The organism is Yimella radicis (assembly GCF_054778255.1).
Genome location: NZ_BAAGZR010000007.1, coordinates 157,007 through 180,385 on the forward strand (window position 1 = coordinate 157,007; position 23,379 = coordinate 180,385).

Annotated in this window: 24 protein-coding genes; 14 read left to right on the forward strand and 10 right to left on the reverse strand. The window is 67.7% G+C overall.

Annotated features, from left to right (window positions below; all coding sequences use genetic code 11):
* Positions 1-2: 2 nt before the first annotated feature.
* Together ACYU8W_RS05280 and ACYU8W_RS05285 are read right to left on the reverse strand one after the other, a co-directional pair.
* The gene (locus ACYU8W_RS05280) at positions 3-1,226 is read right to left on the reverse strand and encodes a serine/threonine-protein kinase (RefSeq protein ID WP_499467241.1); all 1,224 of its coding nucleotides are present in this window, start codon (positions 1,224-1,226) and stop codon (positions 3-5) included.
* Between the two features lie 109 nt (positions 1,227-1,335).
* Positions 1,336-2,181: an aldo/keto reductase gene (locus ACYU8W_RS05285; protein ID WP_499467243.1), complete on the reverse strand. Its 846-nt coding sequence runs from the start codon at positions 2,179-2,181 to the stop codon at positions 1,336-1,338.
* A 94-nt stretch (positions 2,182-2,275) separates the two neighbouring features.
* Here ACYU8W_RS05285 and ACYU8W_RS05290 point away from each other — a divergent pair, with 94 nt between their 5' ends.
* Positions 2,276-4,057 (forward strand): acetyl/propionyl/methylcrotonyl-CoA carboxylase subunit alpha, encoded by a 1,782-nt coding sequence (locus tag ACYU8W_RS05290; RefSeq protein ID WP_499467245.1) that lies wholly within the window; start codon positions 2,276-2,278, stop codon positions 4,055-4,057.
* Positions 4,058-4,138: 81 nt separating this feature from the next.
* Here the strand turns inward: ACYU8W_RS05290 and ACYU8W_RS05295 are convergent, their stop codons facing one another.
* Entirely contained in the window at positions 4,139-4,738 is a 600-nt protein-coding gene (locus ACYU8W_RS05295; protein ID WP_499467247.1) for a TetR/AcrR family transcriptional regulator, read from the reverse strand.
* 71 nt (positions 4,739-4,809) lie between these two features.
* Between ACYU8W_RS05295 and ACYU8W_RS05300 the strand changes: the two genes are divergently transcribed.
* From ACYU8W_RS05300 to ACYU8W_RS05310, 3 genes are all read left to right on the forward strand, one after another.
* Positions 4,810-5,013, forward strand: coding sequence for a hypothetical protein (locus ACYU8W_RS05300; RefSeq protein WP_499467248.1), 204 nt, complete (start codon positions 4,810-4,812; stop codon positions 5,011-5,013).
* Complete coding sequence (locus ACYU8W_RS05305; RefSeq protein WP_499467250.1) at positions 5,010-5,693, forward strand: acetyl-CoA hydrolase/transferase C-terminal domain-containing protein; 684 nt, start codon at positions 5,010-5,012, stop codon at positions 5,691-5,693. The genes ACYU8W_RS05300 and ACYU8W_RS05305 overlap by 4 nt, the downstream gene beginning before the upstream one ends.
* 124 nt (positions 5,694-5,817) lie before the next feature.
* Positions 5,818-6,006 (forward strand): hypothetical protein, encoded by a 189-nt coding sequence (locus ACYU8W_RS05310; RefSeq protein ID WP_239701282.1) that lies wholly within the window; start codon positions 5,818-5,820, stop codon positions 6,004-6,006.
* Between the two features lie 254 nt (positions 6,007-6,260).
* On the opposite strand, the gene ACYU8W_RS05315 is transcribed toward ACYU8W_RS05310, so the two are convergent.
* Positions 6,261-7,664 carry an NAD(P)H-quinone dehydrogenase gene (locus tag ACYU8W_RS05315; RefSeq protein ID WP_239701279.1) on the reverse strand — a complete coding sequence of 468 codons (1,404 nt, stop codon included), beginning with the start codon at positions 7,662-7,664 and terminating at the stop codon, positions 6,261-6,263.
* Positions 7,665-7,727: 63 nt separating this feature from the next.
* On the opposite strand from ACYU8W_RS05315, the gene ACYU8W_RS05320 reads away from it, so the two are divergent.
* A complete protein-coding gene (locus tag ACYU8W_RS05320) occupies positions 7,728-8,564 on the forward strand; it encodes a purine-nucleoside phosphorylase (RefSeq protein ID WP_499467252.1) in 837 nt (278 codons plus the stop codon).
* Positions 8,565-8,577: 13 nt separating this feature from the next.
* Positions 8,578-10,209, forward strand: coding sequence for a phospho-sugar mutase (locus tag ACYU8W_RS05325; RefSeq protein WP_499467254.1), 1,632 nt, complete (start codon positions 8,578-8,580; stop codon positions 10,207-10,209).
* 90 nt (positions 10,210-10,299) lie between these two features.
* Here ACYU8W_RS05325 and ACYU8W_RS05330 read toward each other — a convergent pair whose 3' ends face one another.
* Together ACYU8W_RS05330 and deoC are read right to left on the reverse strand one after the other, a co-directional pair.
* Complete coding sequence (locus ACYU8W_RS05330; protein ID WP_170221958.1) at positions 10,300-10,926, reverse strand: PH domain-containing protein; 627 nt, start codon at positions 10,924-10,926, stop codon at positions 10,300-10,302.
* Positions 10,927-10,931: 5 nt separating this feature from the next.
* Positions 10,932-11,585 carry a deoxyribose-phosphate aldolase gene (gene deoC, locus ACYU8W_RS05335; RefSeq protein WP_499467256.1) on the reverse strand — a complete coding sequence of 218 codons (654 nt, stop codon included), beginning with the start codon at positions 11,583-11,585 and terminating at the stop codon, positions 10,932-10,934.
* Between the two features lie 81 nt (positions 11,586-11,666).
* Between deoC and ACYU8W_RS05340 the strand changes: the two genes are divergently transcribed.
* The 6 genes from ACYU8W_RS05340 to ACYU8W_RS05365 all read left to right on the forward strand — a co-directional run bounded on the left by ACYU8W_RS05340 (position 11,667) and on the right by ACYU8W_RS05365 (position 17,528).
* The gene (locus ACYU8W_RS05340) at positions 11,667-12,269 is read left to right on the forward strand and encodes an AAA family ATPase (protein WP_499467258.1); all 603 of its coding nucleotides are present in this window, start codon (positions 11,667-11,669) and stop codon (positions 12,267-12,269) included.
* A gap of 218 nt (positions 12,270-12,487) precedes the next feature.
* Positions 12,488-13,402 (forward strand): DUF7847 domain-containing protein, encoded by a 915-nt coding sequence (locus ACYU8W_RS05345; RefSeq protein ID WP_499467260.1) that lies wholly within the window; start codon positions 12,488-12,490, stop codon positions 13,400-13,402.
* Between the two features lie 19 nt (positions 13,403-13,421).
* Positions 13,422-14,057, forward strand: a complete 636-nt coding sequence (locus tag ACYU8W_RS05350; RefSeq protein WP_499467262.1) for a DUF4129 domain-containing protein — start codon at positions 13,422-13,424, stop codon at positions 14,055-14,057.
* Positions 14,054-15,169, forward strand: coding sequence for a DUF4350 domain-containing protein (locus tag ACYU8W_RS05355; protein ID WP_499467264.1), 1,116 nt, complete (start codon positions 14,054-14,056; stop codon positions 15,167-15,169). The genes ACYU8W_RS05350 and ACYU8W_RS05355 overlap by 4 nt, the downstream gene beginning before the upstream one ends.
* The gene (locus ACYU8W_RS05360) at positions 15,169-16,167 is read left to right on the forward strand and encodes an AAA family ATPase (protein WP_499467266.1); all 999 of its coding nucleotides are present in this window, start codon (positions 15,169-15,171) and stop codon (positions 16,165-16,167) included. Before ACYU8W_RS05355 ends, ACYU8W_RS05360 begins: the two co-directional genes overlap by 1 nt.
* 65 nt (positions 16,168-16,232) lie before the next feature.
* Complete coding sequence (locus ACYU8W_RS05365; RefSeq protein ID WP_499467268.1) at positions 16,233-17,528, forward strand: DUF58 domain-containing protein; 1,296 nt, start codon at positions 16,233-16,235, stop codon at positions 17,526-17,528.
* A gap of 113 nt (positions 17,529-17,641) precedes the next feature.
* On the opposite strand, the gene ACYU8W_RS05370 is transcribed toward ACYU8W_RS05365, so the two are convergent.
* Positions 17,642-18,637 carry a stage II sporulation protein M gene (locus tag ACYU8W_RS05370; protein ID WP_141929093.1) on the reverse strand — a complete coding sequence of 332 codons (996 nt, stop codon included), beginning with the start codon at positions 18,635-18,637 and terminating at the stop codon, positions 17,642-17,644.
* Positions 18,638-18,660: 23 nt separating this feature from the next.
* On the opposite strand from ACYU8W_RS05370, the gene ACYU8W_RS05375 reads away from it, so the two are divergent.
* Positions 18,661-19,491, forward strand: coding sequence for an RDD family protein (locus ACYU8W_RS05375; RefSeq protein ID WP_499467270.1), 831 nt, complete (start codon positions 18,661-18,663; stop codon positions 19,489-19,491).
* Positions 19,492-19,765: 274 nt separating this feature from the next.
* On the opposite strand, the gene ACYU8W_RS05380 is transcribed toward ACYU8W_RS05375, so the two are convergent.
* From ACYU8W_RS05380 to ACYU8W_RS05390, 3 genes are read right to left on the reverse strand one after another with little or no spacing between them, the layout of a single operon-like run.
* Positions 19,766-20,857, reverse strand: a complete 1,092-nt coding sequence (locus ACYU8W_RS05380) for an adenosine deaminase (RefSeq protein ID WP_499467272.1) — start codon at positions 20,855-20,857, stop codon at positions 19,766-19,768.
* 3 nt (positions 20,858-20,860) lie between these two features.
* A complete protein-coding gene (locus ACYU8W_RS05385; protein WP_499467274.1) occupies positions 20,861-21,214 on the reverse strand; it encodes a cupin domain-containing protein in 354 nt (117 codons plus the stop codon).
* Between the two features lie 12 nt (positions 21,215-21,226).
* Positions 21,227-22,510, reverse strand: a complete 1,284-nt coding sequence (locus ACYU8W_RS05390; protein WP_499467276.1) for a thymidine phosphorylase — start codon at positions 22,508-22,510, stop codon at positions 21,227-21,229.
* A gap of 141 nt (positions 22,511-22,651) precedes the next feature.
* On the opposite strand from ACYU8W_RS05390, the gene ACYU8W_RS05395 reads away from it, so the two are divergent.
* Positions 22,652-23,137: a hypothetical protein gene (locus tag ACYU8W_RS05395; protein ID WP_499467278.1), complete on the forward strand. Its 486-nt coding sequence runs from the start codon at positions 22,652-22,654 to the stop codon at positions 23,135-23,137.
* Positions 23,138-23,379: the final 242 nt, after the last annotated feature.

Here is a 23,379-nt window from a genome sequence, read left to right on the forward strand (position 1 = left end):
CCTCAGCTCGTAGCGGTCCAGACGTACTTACCGTCCTGCTCCAAGCAGGTGCGCAGCACGCCGTTCTGGTCGCGTTCGGACGTGCCGACGTCCGACCAGATGCACTCGGCGCCGAGGCGGGCTTTGCCCGGCTCGTCCGTGGGCCCGTTGTCCTTGGGGACCCAGATCGCGGCCAGCGCCGCTGCGGCGACCAGGGGCGCACCGACGAGGACCGCAACGCGCTGAAGCTTCTTGGCTCGTGCGGCGCGATCGACCGCGCGGTGTGCACGATTCGTCGACTGCGCGGGCGCTGCGACATTGCCGGCCATCGGCATCGCCGCGGTCGGACGCCGCATGACGGTGTGATCGCCGTCTAGGGGCGCGGTGCTGGCGTCGGTCGGTCGGAAATCACCGGCTGCTTCTCCCATGGGTGGCAGGTCGCTGCGGACGTCGATCGCCGACTGCTTCTCCCACGCCACCGGCTCGATGGCCCGGCGCGCTTCGGCCGCGCTGGCCGGACGACGGTCGATGTCCGGGTCGGCAAGGCGAATCACTGTGTCCCACAAGGCATCCGGCACACCGTCCGGACGCGGCGGCAGGTCGAGCGCGTCGGTGCGGACGTGTGCCCGCGGCTTGTGCCCGGTCAGCAACTGGATGCCCATCATGCCGACGGCGTACAGGTCGGACCTCGGGTCAGGGTCGTAGCCGCGCAGCTGCTCGGGGGCGAGATAGCCGGGGGTACCCATGACGATGCTGTGGCTGGTCAGACGGGGCGCGTCGACAGACACGGCCACGCCGAAATCGGTGAGCCACAGGTGCGGCTTGTCGGTGCCGGTCGCGGACAGCAGCATGTTGGCCGGCTTGATGTCGCGGTGCACGACGCCCTGCTCGTGGACGGCGGTCAACGCATCCAGCAACTGACGCAGCAACTCGGCCGAATACGGTGCGGGCAGCTTGCCGTGCCGGTGGGCCAGCCCCGAGACGGATCCACCTTCGACCAGCGGCATCGCGATGAGCACGCGGTCGTCGACACCGGCCCAGCTGAGCGGCGTCACCACATTGGGGTGGTGGATGCGCATCCCCTGCTCGCGCATGAAGCGCAGTAGCGAACCGGCGTCGGACTGGCGCAGCACCTTCGCTGCGACCACGGTGCCGTCGCGTAGGTCGTACGCGCGCCACACTCCCCCCATGCCGCCTTCGCCGATCATGTCGATCAGCTCATAGCGGCCCGCAATCACTTCTCCCACGAAGCAGAACCTTAGGCGAACCGCCGAGTGGCCGGGCTGTGAACCAGCGGCCGGGTCATATCCCGGCCACCGGTTCATAACCCGGCCACTCGGTGAGAAGAAGCAGAGATCAGGCGTTGAACTCCGCCGGGTCCGGACCGAGACGCTTGCCCGAATCGAGGGCTTCGATCGCATCCATCGCAGCCTTGGAGAGCTCGAAGTCGAAGACGTCCAGGTTCTCGGCGATGCGTTCCGGCGTCACCGACTTGGGGATCACGACATTGCCGAGCTGCAGGTGCCAGCGAAGGATGACCTGGGCGGGCGTCTTGCCGTACTGCGAGGCGATATCGGTGATCGTGGCGTCGGCGAGGATGTCGCCGCCCTGACCGAGCGGGCTCCACGCCTCGGTGACGATGCCGAACTTGTCGTGGAACTCGCGCAACTGCTTCTGCTGGAAGTCCGGGTGCAGTTCGACCTGGTTGATCGCGGGATACTCACCGACCGTGTCGTGCAGCTCCTGCAAGTGCTCGATGTTGAAGTTGCAGACACCGATCGCTCGCACCTTGCCCTGGTCGCGCAACTGCATCATCGCCTTGTACGTGTCGACAAAGGCTGCGTTGGACGGCACCGGCCAGTGGATGAGGTAGAGGTCGATGGGGCGGCCGAGGCGCTCCTGCGAGGCGTCGAACGCCGCGAGGGTCTTGTCGAAGCCATGGTCGTCGTTCCACACCTTGGTGGTCAGGAAGACATCGGACGGCGCCAGTTCGCTGTCGGCGAGCGCACGGCCGACGCCGGCCTCGTTGCCGTAGATGCGGGCGGTGTCGATGCTGCGGTAGCCGGCGCGCAGGGCCTCGGTGACGGCCGGGGCGGCGGCGTCGTCCTCGACCTGCCAAACGCCGAAACCGAGCTGCGGCATCTCGACCGAGGTGTCGCCGGCGCGCAGGGAAATGTTGGGGATGGTGGGGTTACCAGTCATGCCCGATGCAGCGATGCATCGCCGCCCGATATTTCCTACCGTTCGGTTTTGCCCCTCGAATGTGGCATCGCCCACATCCGGATAGGCTCACGCCATGCCCGAACTGCGCAAGGTTCTCATCGCCAACCGTGGCGAGATCGCCGTCCGAATCGCCCGCGCCTGCAAGGACGCCGGCATCGAATCGGTCGCCGTCTACGCCGAGCCCGACCGTGACTCGCTGCACGTCAAGGTCGCCGACGAGGCATACGCCCTCGGCGGCTCAACACCGGCCGATTCCTACCTCGTGCAGGAGAAATTGCTCGAGATCGCCGAGCAGTCGGGTGCCGACTCGGTGCACCCCGGCTACGGCTTCCTGGCCGAGAACGCCGACTTCGCGCAGAAGGTCATCGACGCCGGCCTGATCTGGATCGGTCCAGGCCCCGAGGCGATCGACAGCCTCGGCGACAAGGTGAAGGCGCGTCACATCGCACTGGCCGCCGACGCTCCGCTGGTGCCCGGCACCAAGGACCCGGTCGAGGGCCCGGACGAGGTCGTCGAGTTCGCCAAGGAACACGGTCTGCCGGTCGCGATCAAGGCGGCGTACGGCGGTGGCGGACGCGGGTTGAAGGTCGCCCGCACCATCGAGGAGATCCCCGAACTGTTCGACAGCGCAGTCCGTGAAGCGGTCACCGCGTTCGGTCGCGGCGAGTGCTTCGTCGAGCGCTTCCTCGATCACCCGCGCCACGTCGAGACCCAGTGCCTGGCCGACCAGCACGGCAACGTCGTGGTCGTCTCCACCCGCGACTGCTCGCTGCAGCGCCGCAACCAGAAGCTCGTCGAAGAGGCACCGGCTCCGTTCGTCACCGACGAGCAGCACGCCGAACTCGTCCGTGCGAGCAAGGAGATCCTGCGCAAGGCCGGTTACGTCGGCGCGGGCACCTGCGAGTTCCTGATCGGGCCGGAGGGCCACATCTCCTTCCTCGAGGTCAACACCCGCCTCCAGGTGGAGCACCCGGTTTCCGAAGAGGTCACCGGAATCGACCTGGTCCGCCAGCAGTTCCGGATCGCGGCCGGCGAGGCGCTCGACTTCGACGACCCCGAGCCGCACGCGCACTCCTTCGAGTTCCGCATCAACGGCGAGGACGCCGGCCGCAACTTCTTCCCCGCCCCCGGCACCATCACCAAGATGGTCGTGCCGAGCGGCCCCGGCGTGCGGTGGGACGCCGGCGTGGTCGAGGGCGACACGATCGCCGGCGCGTTCGACTCGATGATCGCCAAGCTGATCGTCACCGGCCGCACCCGCCAGGAAGCGCTCGAGCGGTCCCGCCGCGCGCTGGACGAACTGGTCATCGAGGGCATGCCGACGGTCGCGCCGTTCCACCGCGCAGTCGTCTGCGACCCGGCATTCGCACCGAACGACCCGGACGAGAAGTTCACGATCCACACCCGCTGGATCGAGACCGAGTTCGACCATCAGATCGAGCCCTTCGGCGGCGCCGCCGGCGAGGCTCCCGAGGCCGCCCCGCGGCAGTCGCTGGTGGTCGAGGTCGGTGGCAAGCGCATCGAGGTGTCGCTGCCCGGCGACCTGCAGCTCGGCGCTGGCGGCGGCGCAGCAGGCGGCCCGAAGAAGGCCCCGAAGCGCGGCCGGTCCAGCGGCGGCGGTCAGGCCGCGAGCGGCGACTCGGTCACCGCTCCGATGCAGGGCACGATCGTCAAGATCGCGGTCGAGGACGATGCCACCGTCTCCAGCGGCGACACGATCGTCGTGCTCGAAGCGATGAAGATGGAGCAGCCGATCACCGCCCACAAGGACGGCGTCGTCTCGGGCCTCAAGGCCAACATCGGCGAGACCGTCAGTGCAGGCGCCGTGATCGCGCAGATCAAGGACGCCGAGTAACCACCTGCGCGACTCCGGTCGCTATGACGACCAGGTCCTTGACTACTACGCCCGTAGTCAAGGGCCTGGTCGTTATTGCGCTCAGTCAGTCTCCAGGTCGGACATCGCCTTCACCAACAGCGAGACGGTGCTGGCGAGATAGGCCTCGCGTTCGTCCGCGGGCAGGCTCAGCGAACCGATCGCAACACCTTCAAGGGCCGCGACGACGGTCTGCGCGCGCTGGTGCGATGCGCCCTTGTGCTCACGTTCGACGACACTGCCGACCAGGTCGACCAGCCCGCGCCGCCAGGCACGCATCGAATCCTGCAACGAGGGGGTGCGGACGGCTTCCAGGCTGAGCTCGCTGATCGTGAGCAACAGAGCCGGGTCGCGAACCCAGCCGAGCAGCAACCGCGTCGTGCCGTCAATCGCGCAGGTCGGGTCGTCCGTGCCCACCGGCAGTGAATCGGTGAGCTGCTGGACGTCGTGCATCAGACGTCCGGCGACGTGGTCGGTGAGAGCGGTGAGCAACGCCAGCCGGGTTCGGTAGTAGACCGAGCAGCTGCCCTCGGGCAGGCCCGCGGCGCGGTCGAGTGCTCGGTGAGTCAGGCCACGCAATCCTGATTCGCCGACGACTCCGATCGCTGCGTCGAGCAGATGGGTCTGGCGGGCGGCGGTTCCTTCAGGTCGTGGCGTGGTCACCGCAAGAGACTGTCACAATCGACGATCCGACACCCGTCAGGGTGACGGTCGAGACCGAGACGAGGTAGCCAATGTCCTGGGGCAACGTGATCCCACTTCTGTTGTTCACCGCTGTCATCGTGGCGGTGCTGTTCGTCGCCGTTCCCCGTGCCCGGCGCAACCGGCACAAGGTGTGGGAGGACGCCGGCCTGATGCCGCACCAGATCGACCACGAGGCACCGTGCGGCCGGACCGAAGATGCGGAGGCGGACGACCCCGGCCGGGACCGTCGATGAAGACCGTCACGACGGCGCAACTGCGGTCGCGGCTGTCGATCCTCCAGGGACGCCCGAGGGTTGTCGTCAGCGGCAACCTGGCCACACCGTGGAAGGCCGTCGAAGCCCTCGACCACGCGGTGCCGACCTACATCCTGAACATCCTCAACGGCGCCGAGGGGATCCCGACCCGCGAGGGCGTCATCGCCGAGACCTGCTTCATCGGAGCCGGTCAGCGCCACCACCCGGCACTGTCCTACGTTCCCTGCCGCCTGTCGATGGTGCCGGTGCTGCTGCGCCGCCGGCTGCGTGCGGACGTCGTGATCGTGCACTGCGAGCGCACTCATCGGTGCGACGGTCGCCGCGCAGGTGCCCGACGGATCCACCCTGCAGACCCGGGGTTCGGCGGTCAGACCGACTTCATCGTCGGTGCGATGCACTCCCCCGGCGGACACTCGTTCATCGCGCTGCGCTCCTGGCACCCCAAGGCGGACGTGTCGACCGTCGTCCCCCGCCTCGCGGACACGACGACGAGCTTCCAGCAGAGTGCGATCGTGACCGAACAGGGCATCGCGTTCCTGCTCGGTAATGACGAGAAGCAGCAGGCGACCGAGATCATCGAGAAGGCAGCACATCCGGACGTTCGGGATGAATTGCGTTCCGCTGCAGCAGAATTTGGTCTGGACAACCCGATCTATTGAACGTCGTGGCGAGTCCGCGTCGCGCGTGACAGAGGTCACGCACCGTTCGTTTCGACCTTGCTCACTACAGGTGTAGTGTCGTAGATAGATCGAGCACTACACTTGTAGAAAGGCAGTCGTCACCATGAACATGATCCCCGGCTTCTTCACCGGTTTCACCATCATCACCGCCATTGCGCTCGTCGCGATGATCGCCGTCCTGGGTACCTGGACGGTGCAGTTCTTCGCCCGCAACCGTCAGCAGCGCGTGGCCACCCGTCAGCCCCTGGTCCGCTACTACAGCAACCTCGGCCAGCACTCCTTCTCTCACTGATTCTCAGCTTACTCAACCACGGCAGGAACAACGAGAACCCGGCCACCTTCGCTGGTTGAGGCCTCGACCTGAGGAACGAAGGCCGAGGTGCCGAAACCACCGTAGGAACAACGAGAACCCAGCCCGACGTGGCTGGGTTCTCACGTTGTCGCACCTTGGTTTCGGCACCTGCGGATTCCTTCGTCATCCGTAGGGCTCAACCAGCGGCATTCGTCGGTTCTCGCGTTGTTCGTGCCTCCCCGCGGGGACCGGCCTCAGATCTCCGACTGGTGCAGCCGGCGCGCGGCCTCGGCGATCGAACCGGTCATCGACGGGTAGACCGAGAAGGTCTGGGCCATCTGATCGACAGTCAGGCGGTTCTGTACGGCCAGGCCGATCGGGTAGATCAACTCGGACGCCTGGGGCGCCACGACCACTCCACCGACGATCGTGTTCGAGCCGGGACGGACGATCAGCTTCACGAAGCCGTCCTTGATGTTGCGCATCTTCGCCCGCGGGTTGGTCGACAGCGGCAGCGTGACCACGCGGGCCTCGATCCGGCCCTCGTCGACGTCCGCCTGGGAGTAACCGACCGTGGCGATCTCGGGGTCGGTGAAAATGTTCGCGCAGACACCGCGCAGGTTCAGCGGGGCGACCGCGTCGCCGAGTGCGTGCGCCATGGCAATTCGTCCCTGCATTGCGGCCACGGACGCCAGCGGCAGCACGCCGGTGCAGTCGCCGGCGGCATAGATACCAGGCACGGAAGTGCGGGAGACACGGTCGACGCTGATGTGACCCGACGGCGTGAGGTCGACACCGACCTCCTCGAGTCCGATGCCCTTGGTCTGCGGAATCGAACCGACGGCCAACAGTGCGTGCGAACCCTCGACCGTCCGGCCGTCCTCGAGGGTGACCGTCACCTTGTCGCCGTCGCGCACCGCGGACTGGGCACGGGAGCGGTTGAGCACCTGCATGCCACGGCGACGAAAGACGTTCTCGATGACGGTGGCGGCGTCGGCGTCCTCGCCCGGAAGCACGCGATCGCGGGAGGACACCAGCGTCACCTTCGAACCCAGGCCGAGGTAGGCGTGGGCGAGTTCGGCACCGGTGACACCGGAACCGACGACGATCATGTGCTCCGGCAGTTCCTTCAGGTCGTAGATCTGCTGCCAGGTCAGGATGCGTTCGCCGTCGGGCATCGCCGACTCCATCACCCGCGGTGTGGTGCCGACCGCCAGCAGGATGACGTCTGCCTTGATCTCCTCGGGTTCGGCGTCCTGCCGCACCAGACGCACGGTGGAACTGTCGACGATCGAGGCCGAACCGTGCACGACGCGGCAGCCGACGCTCTCGACCTGAGCGCGGATGTCGTAGCTCTGCGCCTTGGCCAGCTTCAGCACGCGGGTGTTGACCTCGGTGATGTGCGCCTCGGCGTGCTGGTCCTCCTCGTGCCCCTCGAAGTGCACACCCAGACGTCCGGCCGCCTTGAAGCGCGACATGAAGTCGGAGGTCGCGATCAGCGTCTTGCTCGGGACGCAGTCGGTGAGCACCGCAGCGCCACCGAGTCCGTCCCTCTCGACGATCGTGACGGCGGCGCCGAGTTGCGCGGCCACCAACGCGGATTCGTAGCCACCGGGACCGCCGCCGATGACCACCACTGACTTCTGTCGACCAGTCACCCGCCCATCCAACCACGCAGTAGGTCGTGTGTTCCGGGGGTCCGGCTGGGTACTGTGGCGGCCGTGACGAACATCAAGACGCAGACCGCCGACTTCGCCGACGTCGACCCCTTCCAGCTCGCCGATCAGGCGGCACGGCGGATCCGGGAGTTGGCCGGCGTCGACAAGCACGACGTGGCGCTGGTGCTCGGTTCCGGTTGGGGTGACACCGCCGACCGGCTCGGCGAAACCGTCGCCACGATCGACAACGAGCAGGTGCCCGGAGTCGCCAAGGCCGCCGTCGCCGGCCACGAGGGCACGATGCGATCGATCCGCATCGAGGGCACCGACAAGCACGCGCTGGTCTACGGCACCCGCACGCACTACTACGAGGGACGCGGGGTGCGCGCGGTCGTGCACGGCGTCCGCACCGCCAAGGCCGCCGGGTGCGACACCGTCGTGCTGACCAACGGCTGCGGCGGGTTGAACCCCGACTGGGCTCCCGGCACGCCCGTGCTGATCAGCGATCACCTGAACCTCACCGCGGACTCGCCGCTCGAGGGCGCGACCTTCGTCGATCTCACCAACCTGTACTCCTCGCGCCTGCGGGAGTTGGCCCGCACGGTCGACCCGGACCTGCCCGAGGGTGTGTACGCGCAGTTCCGTGGGCCGCACTACGAGACGCCCGCCGAGGTGCAGATGGCCAAGGTGCTCGGCGCCGATCTGGTCGGCATGTCGACCGCGCTCGAGGCCATCGCCGCGCGCCACGTCGGCCTGGAGGTCCTCGGCATCAGCCTGGTCACCAACGCGGCCGCCGGCATCAGTGAGGTGCCGCTGTCGCACGAGGAAGTCATCGACGCCGGCAAGGCTGCAGCGAGTCGCTGCGCCGACCTGTTGTCGCAGATCGTCCGCAAGCTCTGAGCGAGGTTCCGTCATGACCCAGGTGCACGACGACGTCCGCGAGTGGATCGCCGACGACCCCGACGCCGAGACCGCTGCCGGCCTGATCAGCCTGCTGGAGCGCGCCCAAAGAGGCGATGAGAGCGCGGACGCCGAACTTGCCGACCGGTTCTCCGGTTTGCTCGAGTTCGGCACCGCCGGGCTGCGCGGCGCGCTCGGTGGCGGGCCGAACCGGATGAACCGCGTCGTCGTGCTGCGTGCTGCTGCCGGCCTGACCGCGTACCTGCAGGAATCGCAGGGCCGCCCCGACGTGACCGTGGTGATCGGATTCGACGCCCGCCACAACTCAGACGTCTTCGCCCGCGACACTGCGGCCGTCGTCGTGGCAGCCGGCGGACGCGCGCTCGTGCTCAGCCATCCGTTGCCGACGCCGTTGTTGGCGTTCGCGATTCGCCACCTGGGCGCCGACGCCGCAGTGATGGTGACCGCCAGCCACAACCCGCCGCAGGACAACGGTTACAAGGTCTACCTCGGCGACGGCAGCCAGATCGTTCCACCCGCGGACGCCGAGATCGCCGCTGCGATCGACCGCTTTCCGCGCGCGGCCGATGTCGCTCAGGCCGACGACGGCTGGGAGACGGTCCACGACTCGATCATCGACGACTACCTGGCGTCGGTGACGTCGGTCGTCGAGGCGGGCGGCCCGCGCGACCTGCGGATCGTGCACACCGCATTGCACGGCGTCGGGTCGGCCACGATGATCGACGCCCTGCACCGCGCCGGCTTCACCGACGTCCAGCCTGTCGCCGAGCAAGCGGAGCCGGATCCGGAATTCCCGACCGTCAGCTTCCCCAATCCCGAGGAGCCGGGAGCGATCGATCTTGCGCTCGCCGAGGCGCGGAAGGTGGGTGCCGACATCGTCATCGCCAACGACCCCGACGCCGACCGGTGCGCCGTCGCGATCGAGGACGCCGGCACCTGGCGAATGTTGCGCGGCGACGAAGTGGGTGCGCTCCTGGGTCACCACCTGGTGCAACGCGGTGTCGCCGAAGGCTCGGTGTTCGCCAACTCGATCGTCAGCTCTCGTCTGCTCGGCGCAATCGCCCGCGCCGCGGGCATCGCCCACGAGGAGACACTCACCGGGTTCAAGTGGATCAGCCGCGTCCCCGGTCTGCGGTACGGCTACGAGGAAGCGCTCGGCTACTGCGTCGATCCCGCAGGCGTCCGGGACAAGGACGGCATCAGTGCCGGTCTGTTGATCGCCGAATTGGCTGCGGACTTGAAGGCCACGGGGCGTTCGATCCCCGACGTCCTCGCCGAACTCGCCCGCACCCATGGCGCCCACCTCACCGACAGCTTCTCGGTGCGGGTCGATGACCTGTCGATCATCGGACGCATCATGCAGCGACTGCGCGACAATCCGCCGGAAAACGTTGCTGGACAGTCGGTTTCCCGCAGGGAGGATCTTGCGGAAGGGTCGGACGCGCTGCCCCCGACGGAGGGCCTGCGCTACTACCTGGCTGACGACACACGCATCATCGTGCGACCTTCAGGCACCGAACCGAAGCTCAAGATCTACCTCGAAGCCATCGGTGACGACGCTGCCGAGACCGCGCAACGACTCGCGGCCGTCCGGGCCGAGATGGAGGGTCTCACCACCGCCTGACCGGGACGGTTCTCGCCTTCCACCGAACCGCACGAGGTCTCGATCGCGGCGCTCGCACCTGCTCGACCAGACCTCCTCCGAAGCGGCCGACTACAGGCTGAGGAAGCCGATCACGACGGCCAGCAGGCACGCGGCCCAGCCTGCCGCGGCCACCGGCGAAACGGTGCGGTGAATCTCGGGCTTCTGTTCGGCGATCGCACCCTTGGCGACGGCCCGCTCGTAGTCGGCCTTGGCCTCGTCGATGGCCGAGGCGACCGCGCCGGCGGACCCGGACCGGTGCTCCTGTCCCATCGGCACATCGGTGCCGGTGGTCGGGAGCAACTGTCCACCCGGCGTCGGGGTGACACCCCCGGTCATCTTCGGACGCTGCGCCGAGATGGCCCAGGAGGAGTACGCGTCGCCTTCCGGTGAAACCACCTTGAGGTTCCAGCGGGCCTCGGTCATGTCGACCGCCGGCCACGTCATCCGGATGTCACGGACGAGATTCTCCAGACGGACCCCGTCGGCGCTCAACCGCACTGCGGGACGGACGAGAATCAACCAGACCACCCCCGCCGCAGCCAACAGGAACGCGGTGGCACCCACCTCGAGCCCGGACGCGACCGCGAGCGCGACGAGCACGACCAGGAAGACGCCGACCAACACCCAACCGGTCACGTACGCACCCCGCTGGCGGAAAGTGCGGACGGGGTTGCCCGGATTCTTGTCCTGTGACACTGAGGTCAGGCGTCGAAACCGGCGAGCACAGACTCGGTGCCGGACAGACCGAGGCGGTTCGCGCCCGCCTCGATCATCTCGGCAGCGGCTTCAGGGGTGCGAATCCCACCCGACGCCTTGACGCCGAGACGGTCGCCGACGGTCTCGCGCATCAGTCGCACCGCGTGTGCGCTCGCGCCACCTGCCGGGTGGAAACCGGTGGACGTCTTCACGAAGTCCGCACCGGCGCGCTCGGACGCCTGGCAGCACGCCACGATCTGCTCGTCGGTCAGGGCGGCGGATTCGATGATGACCTTCAAGACGACGTCCGGAGCAGCCTGGCGCACCGCGGCGATGTCGGCCTGGACCGCGTCGAAGTCTGCGGCGTGGGCGGCTCCGATGTCGATGACCATGTCGATCTCCGCGGCGCCGAGCTTCGCGGACTCGGCAGCCTCGGCCGCCTTCACCGCGCAGGTGTGCTTCCCGCTCGGAAACCCGCAGACGACTGCGACGGGCAGCGAGGTCTCCAGCGGCAGCATCGACGGCGACACACACACCGAGTAGACGCCCAGCCGCTCACCGTCGGCGACGAGCGCACGCACGTCGTCCGTGGTGGCTTCGGGCTTGAGCAGGGTGTGGTCGACCATCTGCGCGACCTGGGAACGGTTCGGTTTCGTCACCCGGCCAGGCTACCTGGGGGCTGCCGTATTCTCATCGCGCCACCAGAACGCCCGAGCGATGCTCGAGGAGGAACCCGATCGATGTCCGAACGACGAGCACGCGTGCTGATCCTGTGCGGCCCCAGCGGATCCGGGAAGTCCCGCCTGGCCGAACGCCTGCACCGCTCGTACGGCTGGCCAACCGTGCGCCTGGACGACTTCTACAAGGACGGCGACGATCCGTCGCTGGCGATGTCGTCACTGGGCATCCCCGACTGGGACGTCGTCGGCTCCTGGAACATCGATGCCGCGTTCGCCGCGTTGCAGGATCTGTGCACGACCGGCCGGACCGTGGTGCCCGACTACGACATCTCCACCTCCCGGGCGGCCGGGCACTCGACCGTCGAACTGGCGAGCGCCGACACTGTCGTGGCCGAGGGGATCTTCGCCGCCGACCTGATCGCCCTGCTGCGAGATGCGGACTTGTTGCGCGATGCGTTCTGCGTCCGGCAGAACCGCTGGGTCACGATGGGACGCCGGTTCGTGCGCGACGTGTCCGAGCGGCGCAAGTCGGTGCCGGTGCTCGCGCGTCGAGGTTTGCGGTTGGCGATGGACGAGCCGCAGATCGTCGCCGCGCATGTACGGCGTGGCGCGCGTGCAGTCACCCCGAAGCAGGCGGAGCGGGAGGTTAGGGTCGGTGCATGACGAACTGGGCCAGTCCTTCGGGAGAACGGCAGCCTGAGCAGCCGGCGCACCACGGCCCGCCGCCACCCACTCCGCAGTACGGCCAGTACGCACCGGGACGCGGCCCGCAACCCGATCACAGCCAGAGCCCTCGATACGGCCAGCAGTATCCGCCGCCGCAAACTGGTCCATACGGCGGTCCACCCTCGCCTCAACCTCAATACGGCGCTCCCCCAGGCTTGTTCGCCCCCAAACCCGGTGTGATCCCGTTGCGGCCGCTCGTGCTCGGCGACATCTTGGAGGGCGCGTTCCGGACGGTCCGCGGCAACCCGATGGCGACCCTCGGCATGTCGCTGGTCATCTCGACGCTCTTCGCGATCCCGACGCTGTTGCTGACGTTGCTCATCACCAACACCGCGTTCGGTGCGGACAACACCGGTGATGCCCTGGTGTCGATCGCCAACTCGGTCGGTCAACTGGTCGGGGTCTTCGCCTCGATCCTGCTGTCGGGCATGTTGATCGTGGTCGTGGCCGAGGCCGTGCTCGGTCACCGCGCCTCGATCGGCGAGGCATGGACCCGGGTGAAGCCGCGCATCTGGGCGCTGCTCGGCGCCACCTTGCTGTTGCTGCTGGGTGGCATCCTGCTCGTTGCGGTCCTGGTCGGCGTGACCCTGCTCGCCTACCTGGCCGGTGGTGAGATCGCTGCCGTGATCGTCGGCATCCTGGCCGTCGTCGCCGGCTTGGCTCTACTGATCTGGCTCGGCACCCGCACGATGCTCTCCCCCGCTGCGGTCACGCTGGAGGGCATCGGCCCGGTCCGGTCGCTGAAGCGTTCCTGGGAACTCACCCGCGGCCAGTTCTGGCGGATCTTCGGGATCTCGCTCGTCACGCAATTGCTGGTCGGCATGATCGCCTCGATGATCCTGTTCCCCGCGATGCTCGTCGGGATGGGCGTGCTCCTCGCGGGCGCCGACCCCGACGCGGGAGTTGCGACGCCGTTGTGGTTCGTCGTCTTCATGCAGGTCATGACGATCATCTCCACGGCGATCACCGCACCGTTCAGCTCCAGCGTGACCGGTTTGCTCTACATCGATCAGCGCATCCGGCGTGAGGCGCTCGACCTCGAGCTGATGAAGGCCGCCGGGCAGAAGTGACTCGGATCCTGTACTGACGATGTTCGCCCGCCTCGAGCCGCCCCTGCAACCGTCGTCCGACGACGCGCGTAGGCAACTCGAGCACGAGTTGAGCAAGCCCAAGTACGGCGACCGGCGCACCCTCCTGCAGAAGTTGATGGACTGGCTGAACGAACGACTGGCCGATCTCACCGACGGCGCCGGCTCGCTGCCGCCCCTCTGGCTGGGCCTGGTACTGATCATGCTGGCGGCCCTGATCGGACTCGGCCTCACCAGGATTCGACGTCGTCAAGGACCCGAACGCGGCTCGGACCACGACGTGGACGAGGTCATCTCCAGCGAACTCGACGCGGACGAACTACGCGCGGCGGGCGACCGCGCACTGGCGGACGGTGACACGGCCCTGGCCCATGTGCAGTACTTCCGAGCGCTCGCCCGGCGGGGTGTCGACCGCACGATCGTCTCCGCACGACCCGGCGCAACAGCGCATGAGGTCGCGAACGAGCTCTCGCACGCCTTTCCCGATCGCCGGTCCGACATCGGCGCCGCCGCACGCACGTTCGACGAGGTGCGGTACGGCGGACGCGTGCCGCCACGTCCGGTCGTCGAGGCGATGCGTGACCTCGATGCGTCCCTCGCCCGCAGCCGTCCTGCGCACCCGGCGGTCACGCGATGACCCGCCGCCGTCTGTTCGCTGCCGTTGCAGTCCTCGCACTCGTGCTGGTCGTGGCCGGCGTCATGTCGATGCTCAACCGCAGCAACGAGATTCCGCTCGATCCGCAGAACCCCGGCAAGGGCGGGTCCGAGGCCGTGGCGAGCGTGCTCGGCGCCAACGGTGTCGACGTGCATCGAGTGACCGATGTCGACGAGCTGCAAGACCGACCGCCGGGCAAGGGCACGACCGTGCTGGTGAGCGACCCGACGTCCGTCTCGGCCGACCGGCTGCGCGAGATCGCGTCTGCCCATCGCGACAGCGCACGACTCATTCTGATCGCACCACACCCGCACCTGCTGAAGGACGCGTTCGAGATCACCACCGAAGCCGGCGGGACGTCGACCGCGACGGCCGCAGGCCAGGAATGCTCGCTGGCATGGGCTCGCTCGCTGACCATGTCGGCCGACTCGGTCAGCTACGCCGTTCCGGCGGGTGCGACTTCCTGCTTCGGTGACGACTCCGAGGGCGTCGTGTTCGAACTTCCGGCCGCCGACCGGCGTCCGGCGCTGCTGGTCATCGGCAGCACCGACATCCTCACCAACAGCACGATGAAGGCCGGCGACAACGCCGCACTCGGATTGCGAGCACTCGGCCAGACCGGCGAACTCCTCTGGTACTCCGGCGGATTCGATCCGAAGTCGTCCAGTGCGCAGCAGGAGACGGTGTTCCCGAGGTGGGTGATGCCGGCGCTCTGGCTGACCTCGGCGTGCGTGCTGCTCCTGATGTTCTGGCGCGGTCGACGCCTCGGACGTCTGGTGACCGAACCGCTGCCGGTGATCGTCCACGCCAACGAGACCACCGCCGCGCGCGGGCAGCTCTACCGCAAGGCTCGCGACACCTCCCGCACGGCGGCGGTGCTGCGTTCGGCGACCCGCGACCGTGTGCGTCGCTACCTCGGCCTTCCGCCCGGCATCGACGACGAACACCTCGTCCACCAGGTGGCGCTGCACAGCGGACGCGAACCGCATGAGGTCGGCGTCCTGCTGGCCGACGACCCACGAACCATCGACGAATCGTCGTTGAGCAAACTGGCCGATGAACTCTCGGCACTCGAAAGGCAGGTCCGCCGCTGATGACCGATCTGGACAAGTCCCAGTCCCCCGACCCGGATGCCGATCACCCCGAAGCGGCCCGCGAGGCGTTGCAGCGGGTGCGCAGCGAGGTCGCGAAGTCGGTGGTCGGTCAGGATGCCGCCGTCACGGCGATCGTGATCGCTCTGCTCGCGCGCGGCCATGTCCTGCTCGAGGGTGTACCCGGTGTGGCCAAGACGCTGCTGATCCGCACCCTCGCGGCAAGCCTGGCGATCGACTCCAAGCGGGTGCAGTTCACGCCCGACCTGATGCCCGGCGACATCACCGGATCGCTCGTGTTCGACTCGCGCAGTTCGGATTTCACCTTCCGGCCCGGTCCGGTGTTCACCAACCTGCTGCTCGCCGACGAGATCAACCGCACTCCCCCGAAGACGCAGTCGTCCCTGCTGGAGGCGATGGAGGAGCGCCAGGTGTCGATCGACGGCACTCCACGTGCGTTGCCGAACCCGTTCATGGTCGCCGCCACTCAGAACCCGGTCGAGTACGAAGGCACCTATCCGTTGCCGGAGGCACAGCTGGACCGCTTCATGATGAAGATCGCGATCCCGTTGCCCCAGCGCGACGACGAGGTGCAGGTGCTGCGCCGTCATGCCGAAGGATTCGATCCCAAGGACCTGCGCGCCGCGGGCGTCCGCGCCGTCGCGTCGCCTGCCGACCTGGCCGCCGGCGCGCAGGCGGTGCGAACCGTCGAGGTGCGCCCGGACGTGCTGGCCTACATCGTCGACCTCGCGCGCGCCACCCGGCACTCGCCGTCGCTGTCGCTGGGGGTGAGCCCGCGCGGGGCGACGGCACTGCTGTCCACAGCCAGAGGGTGGGCGTGGCTGAACGGCCGCAACTTCGTGACTCCGGACGACGTCCAGACAATGGCCGTGCCGACACTGTCGCACCGTCTCGCGCTGCGCCCGGAGGCCGAACTCGAAGGCGTCACCACCGAGAACGTCCTGCGGTCGGCCATCGGCGCCGTCCCGGTGCCGCGCTGACGAACTGCTGACGACCTGCTGACGACCTGCTGACGACCTGCTGACGACCTGCTGAGGACCCACTGATGGCTGTCACCGGACGCACCGTGCTCCTGGCCCTGCTGGGCCTGGTGTTCGTCGTGCTGCGTCCGCAGCAGACGTCGGTCTGGTTGTGGCTGGCGTTGGTCGGTGTGCTCGTCGCCCTCGACCTGCTGTCGGCGCCGTCGCCGAAGAAGCTCACCCTGAGCCGGGAACCCGTCGAGTCGGTGCGGTTGGGCGAGAGCACGACGACGAGTCTGTTGGTACGCAACCCGACCGGTCGGACGCTGCACGCACTGATCCGGGACGCCTGGCAGCCGTCCGCCGGGGCCGGCCGCGACCGGCACGATGCCCGGATACCCGGCGGCGAGACCCGCCGACTGACCACCACGTTGTCACCGACCCGGCGTGGCGACCGGCGAGCCGACCGGGTGACGGTGCGGTCGTTCGGCCCGATGGGCCTCGCGGCTCGACAGCGCTCCTTCGAGCTGCCGGGGTTCGTGCGCTGCCTACCCCCGTTCGCCTCCCGCAAGCATCTGCCGAGCAAACTCGCTCAACTGCGTCAGATCGACGGACGCTCGGCGGTGCGCATCCGCGGCCAGGGCACCGAGTTCGACTCGTTGCGTGACTACGTCGACGGTGATGACGTGCGCAGCATCGACTGGCGAGCCACTGCTCGCCGCCAACACCCGGTCGTGCGCACCTGGCAACCCGAACGCGACCGCCGGATCATCCTGGTGCTCGACACCTCACGCACCAGCGCCGGACGCATCGACGACATGCCGCGGCTCGACTCGGCGATGGATGCTGCACTACTCCTGACCGCGGTCGCCTCCCGCGCAGGCGATCGCGTCGATCTCATCGCAGGCGACCGCACAGTGCGCGGACGGGTGATCGGAAAGTCGGACCGCTCGGAGTTGCTGCATTCGATGGTGACCGCGATGGCACCGCTGGAAGCCGTTCTGCTGGAAGCGAATTGGAACACGCTCGCCGGTGCGGTCAACAGTCTTACCCGCCGCCGGTCTCTTGTCGTGCTGCTGACTCCGCTCGAACCGGCCGCCCTGGAGGAAGGCCTTCTTCCGGTGATGCCCGGCCTCACCAAACACCACCGGGTCGTCGTCGCCTCCGTGGCCGACCGCTCGGTCGTGCAGGCTGCAGCCCACCGCGACGGAATCGCGCAGACCTACCAAGCCGCTGCCGCCGAACGCACGATGCAACAGCGTGCCCGCACCACGTCCGCGCTCAGCCGCCTGGGTGCGACGGTCATCGACGAGCCCGCCGACAAACTGCCGGTCGCACTCGTCGACCACTACCTGCTGCTCAAACGTCAGGGGTTGCTGTGACCACACTGCGAGTCCGGTGACGATCCTCGGTGCGGGCGTGCAGGCCGACTCCCCGGACCGGGTGGCCCAGGCCGCCGAGTCCGCGAACCGCGGTACTCAGCTCTCGATCTGACTCAGCCGCGCGACGGCGCTTCGGCGGTGGCGTCGACCCCGGTGAGGTCGCCGGTGACACCGCGTCGTGCGGCGTCCCTGCCGAGGGTCCACACGTAGACGAAGAACAGCAGTTCGGCGATGACGCCGATGGCAATGCGCGCCCAGGTCGGTAGTCCGGACGGTGTCACGAAGCCTTCGATCAGACCCGTTACGAACAGCACGACGATGAGTCCGAGAGCCAGCGTCATCGTCGAACGCGCCTCGCGGGCGAAGTTGCTCGCCCGGCTGCGGTGCCCTGGCTCGACCCACGACCAGAACATCCGAAGACCGGCGCCCGCGGCGACGAAAACCGCTGTCAGCTCGAGCAATCCGTGCGGAAGGATCATCCCGAAGAACAGGTCGAGGCGGCCGTGATCTGCCATCAGTCCGCCGATGAGTCCGAGGTTGGAGATGTTCTGCCAAAGCATGTAGATGACCGGCAGACCGAGCGCTCCGGCCGCGAGGCAGACGGCGGCCACCCAGGCGTTGTTCGTCCACACACGAGCGGCGAAGTCGGCGTTCGAACTCTCGTGGTAGTAGTTCTCGAAGTCGTGGTTGACCAGTTGGTCGATCTCTTCTGCGGACAACATCGACGACTGGACGCCGGGGTGCGCCATCACCCACCACCCGAGCGCCAGGGCGACCGCGTAGTTGGCGAACATCGTGATCAGCCACCAGCGGCGGGAGCGGTACAACATCGCCGGGAACGTCTCGACGAAGAATCCCGCCACCGCCGTCCACGAACTCGACCGCGTGCCCATCGCCTTGGCCCGCGACTTCGCGAGAATCGTCGAGAGGTACTGGGTCACACCGGGATCGGGCGCGGTGGAGCGGATATGGGACAGATGGGTGGCGGTGCGCTGGTAGAGGTCGAGGAGTTCGTCGGACTCCGACACGTCGAGTCGACGCTTCGTGGTCAGCTCCTGCAGGCGGGCCCACTCGTGTCCGTGCGCCTCCACGTAAGCGTCCAGATCCACACCCGAACTGTACGCTGCGGGTGATGGCGAACTCGACGACTTCCCCCGCCGCACCCAAGCGTGCGCTACGCGGGTCCGACGTCGACTCGATGATCACCGGTGAGGGTGTGCTCATCGATGTGCCCGCGACTTCCGTCGCGTCGTTGGTCATTGCCGCGATCATCGACTACATCGTGATCTTCTCCGGGTTCGTCCTCGCCACAGTTGCACTCACCTGGCTGGGCGGCAGCGTGACCGAAGCTCAGGCCGCGATCATCGGGATCCTGCTCACCGTCACCGGTTTCCTGGTGGTCCCGGTGGGTGTTGAGCTGCTGACCCGAGGCCGCAGCCTCGGCAAGCTCGTGATGAAGCTGCGCGTGGTCCGTGACGACGGTGGTCCGATCACCTTCCGGCATGCGTTCGTGCGTGGCCTTGTCGGCATCATCGAGATCTGGTTGCTGATGGGCGTGCCCGCAGTCGTCAGCGCGATGTTGTCCACGCGCGCGAAACGGATCGGCGACCTCGCCGCCGGCACCTATGTCGTACGCGAAGAGACCGCGATGCGCTTGCAGCCGGGCCCGTGGATGCCACCTGCGCTGATTCCGTGGGCGTCCGGAGCCGACATGGGGGCGCTACCCGACGGCGTCGCCATGCAGATCCGGCAGTACCTCACCCGCACCGACATGCTGAGCCCGGTCGCACGCGAGCAGGTCGGACGCGCGCTGCTGGCCGAAGTGATGCCGCGGGTGTCTCCTCCCCCGCCCCCGGGCGCCCCGATGGACGCCGTGCTCGCCGCGGTTCTCGCCGAACGGCGCAAGCGTGACCGTGAACGCCTCCAGCGCGAAGCCGCCCTACGCGCCCGCGTCCTGCGCTGAGTCGCCATCGCTGGTTGAGCCGCGTGACTGAGGAAGGAAGTCACGCGCGTCGAAACCACCGCGACCTCCAACGCCCCACCCGACAACACGTGGCCGAGCAGCCGTGAACCTCACCGGGTTTCGGCGCACGCTGATTCCTTCGTCATCAGCGTGGCTCAACCAGCGGAAACGTTCGGATCCCGCGGATGGACCTACGCAACCCGGCTCGACCAGCGGAAACGTTCGGATCCCGTGGACGGACCTACGCAGACCGGCTGAACCAGCGAAAACGAACTCAGCTCAGGGCGCCGCGGGCCGCCGCTTCGTAGCCGGGCTTGATCACGTCGTTGATCAGGGCGAGTCGCTGTTCGAACGGCAGGAACGCCGACTTCATCGCGTTCACCGTCACCCAGCGCAGGTCGTCCAGGTCCCAGCCGGCTTCGTCGACCAGTTGCTGCATCTCCCACGACATCGAGGTATCGCTCATCAACCGGTTGTCGGTGTTCAGCGTGACCCTGAAGCGAAGGTCCTTCAGCATCGTGATCGGGTGTGCCGCAATGGATTCGGCGGCACCGGTCTGGATGTTCGATGACGGGCACATCTCCAACGGGATGCGCCGGTCGCGCACGAACGCCGCCAGCCGGCCGAGTTTCGGATCGGTCTCGGAAACATCGATGTCGTCGACGATCCGCACGCCGTGACCGAGGCGCTCGGCACCGCACCACTGGATGGCTTCCCAGATGCTCGGCAGGCCGAACGCCTCCCCAGCGTGGATGGTGAAGTGGGCGTTCTCTCGGCGCAGGTACTCGAACGCGTCCAGGTGACGGGTGGGCGGGTAGCCGGCCTCGGCCCCGGCGATGTCGAACCCAGCGACCTCCTGGTCGCGGTAGCGCACGGCGAGTTCGGCGATGTCGCGGCTCTTGGCAGCGTGCCGCATCGCGGTCAGCAACGCACGAACCCGGATCGGGTGGCCGGCCGAGGCGGCACGCGCCTCACCGTCGCGGAATCCCGCGTTCACCGCCTCGATCACCTGCTCCAGGGTCAGGCCCTGTTCGAGGTGCTGCTCGGGTGCGTAACGCACCTCGGCATAGACGACTCCGTCGTCAGCAAGGTCCTGGGCGCATTCCGACGCCACCCGGAACAACGCGTCCCGGGTCTGCATGACGGCGACCGTCTGGGCGAAGGTCTCCAGGTAACGGACGAGCGAGCCGGAGTCGGCGCTGTCGCGGAACCAATCCGCGAGTCCTTGGACGTCGTCGACCGGGAGACCGTCGTACCCGACTTCCCTGGCCAGTTCGAGGACGGTCTGCGGACGCACCCCACCGTCGAGGTGGTCGTGCAGCAGCACCTTCGGCAGGGCCTTGATCTTCGGACGAACCTCGTGCATCGCTCAGTCCTCCCGGTTCACGGTATCGGGGCTGAACGCCGGCAGACAGACCGCGATGTACTCCGCACCTTGATGTCCACAGGAGTAGCGAATGCGTTCGCCGGCAACGGTTTTCACTGACTCACCAGCGTTGACCTCCAACCGGCCACCGTCGTGGTCGACGATCACGGTGCCCTTGAGCACGATCGTGTACTCGTCGAACTGCGGGGTCTGGAAGGGCTCGTCCCAACCGGCGGGCGCGACCATGTGCGCGACCGAGATCGACGTCTCGCCCGTGCTCGCCGCACCGATGTGCTCGTCGATGATCTTCCCGCCCGGGACGGGGATCCGGATTGCTTGGTTGTAGTGCTCGACCATGTCGTCGTCCTTCTAGGAAATTCGATCGATGATGAGGTCGGGGCGGTCGTCCGCTGACTCCCCGATGGCCCATTTGCCCTCGAGAGCCTCGGCCGCGCGCTCGAACTTCTCGGGGGTGTCGGTGTGCAGGGTCAGCAACGGGTCACCCTTGCGGACGCGGTCGCCCGGCTTGACGTGCATTTGGACGCCGGCCGCCGCCTGCACCTTGTCCTCCTTGCGGGCACGTCCCGCGCCGAGCCGCCAGGCGGCCACACCGACCGCAAGCGCGTCGAGTTCGGTGACGACGCCGTCCGCGTCGGCTTCGATGACCTGGGTCTCCTTGGCGGTCGGCAGTTCGGCGTCCGGGTCACCGCCCTGGGCGGCGACCATCGTGCGCCACACGTCCATCGCCCGGCCGTCCTTGAGTGCGTCGGCGGGGTCTACGTCGTCCTTGCCGGCGGCCTTGAGCATCTCGCGGGCGAGTTCGACGGTGAGTTCGACGACGTCGGACGGACCGCCACCGGCGAGGACCTCGACCGACTCCTGCACCTCGAGCCCGTTGCCGGCGGTGAGGCCGAGCGGCGTCGACATGTCGGTGAGCAACGCGACCGTGGTGACACCTGCGTCCTTGCCGAGTTGCACCATGGTCGAGGCGAGCTCGCGGGCGTTCTCGACGTCCTTCATGAACGCACCCGAACCGACCTTCACGTCGAGCACCAATGCGCCGGTGCCCTCGGCGATCTTCTTGCTCATGATCGAACTCGCGATCAACGGGATCGCCTCGACCGTGCCGGTCACGTCGCGCAGCGCGTAGAGGCGCTTGTCGGCCGGTGCCAGTCCGCTGCCGGCGGCGCAGATGACCGCGCCTATCTCCTCGAGCTGATCGAGCATCGCCTCGTTGCTGAGCGAGGCCTGCCAGCCGGGGATCGCCTCGAGCTTGTCGAGCGTGCCGCCGGTGTGGCCCAGGCCGCGACCGGACAGCTGCGGTACCGCAACGCCGCACGCGGCCACCAGCGGTGCGAGCGGGAGCGTGATCTTGTCGCCGACGCCACCGGTGGAGTGCTTGTCGGCGGTGGGACGCGACAGCGAGGAGAAGTCCATGCGCTCGCCGGAGGCGATCATCGCGTTCGTCCAGCGGGAGATCTCCTCGCGCGTCATTCCGTTCAGCAGGATCGCCATCGCCAGCGCCGCCATCTGTTCGTCGGCGACCACCTCGCGGGTGTACGCGTCGACGACCCAGTCGATCTGTTCGTCGCTCAGCGTCTGCTTGTCCCGCTTGGTGCGGATCACGTCAACGGCATCGAAACGCTCACTCATGCATCGATCCAACCATGTGCAGCTGGACGCGGTCATCGCGGAACCATCAGGGCGGGGTCCGCGTCACACGCCCAGTGCGCCGAGTCATCGGGCTACAACTAGGACCATCAACGCCACTGGCCTGCTTCCCGGAGGAACACCATGTCCCGCAAGCGTTCTTTGTCGCTGTCTGCCGCCGCTCTGTTGCTCGCTGCCCCTCTCGGGCTCACCGGGTGCGGTCTCGGTGGGGAGTCGGAGAAGGCAGACCCGCCGAAGCCGTCCTCACAGACCGAAGGCGCAGACAAGAACGGGGATGGTTCGAGCGAGTCGGCGTCACCCGAGTCGAGTTCGACCGGTGAATCCAACGGCCAAGCGGCCGGCAAGCCGTCCAAGGACGAGGTCAAGAACGGTCTGAAGCAGTACTACCAGGGTCAGAACATTCCCGGTCCCGCCGCCGACAGACTCGCGGGGTGCATGGTGGACGAGGGCTACGAGAAGTTCTCCGCCAAGACGCTGAACGCGATGAAGGACGGCAAGCCCGGCGAGGTCGACCCGGCCGACTCACAGACGTTCACCCAGGTCAGCGGCACGTGCGCGTCCAAGAGCTTCAACGGCTCCATTCCGACCGACCTGCCACTGCCGAGCTGATCGACTCTTCAGCGTCCACGTTTCGAGCTTCGCCCGGTTGGAACGTTCGGTTCGAAGGACGGTTTCGTAACGCCTTCCGGCCGTCGGCTTCTCGTGGCGTCCGGTCCTCAAGCGGCTTTGAAGTAGCCGGGGGTCGGGGCTTCCGCTGCTTGCTCGCCTTCGCGGTCGGCACCGATGCGCACCGTAGGTACAGATGCGCAGGTTACGTACAGGTGCCCGCGCTGCATCCGGATGCGCACGTT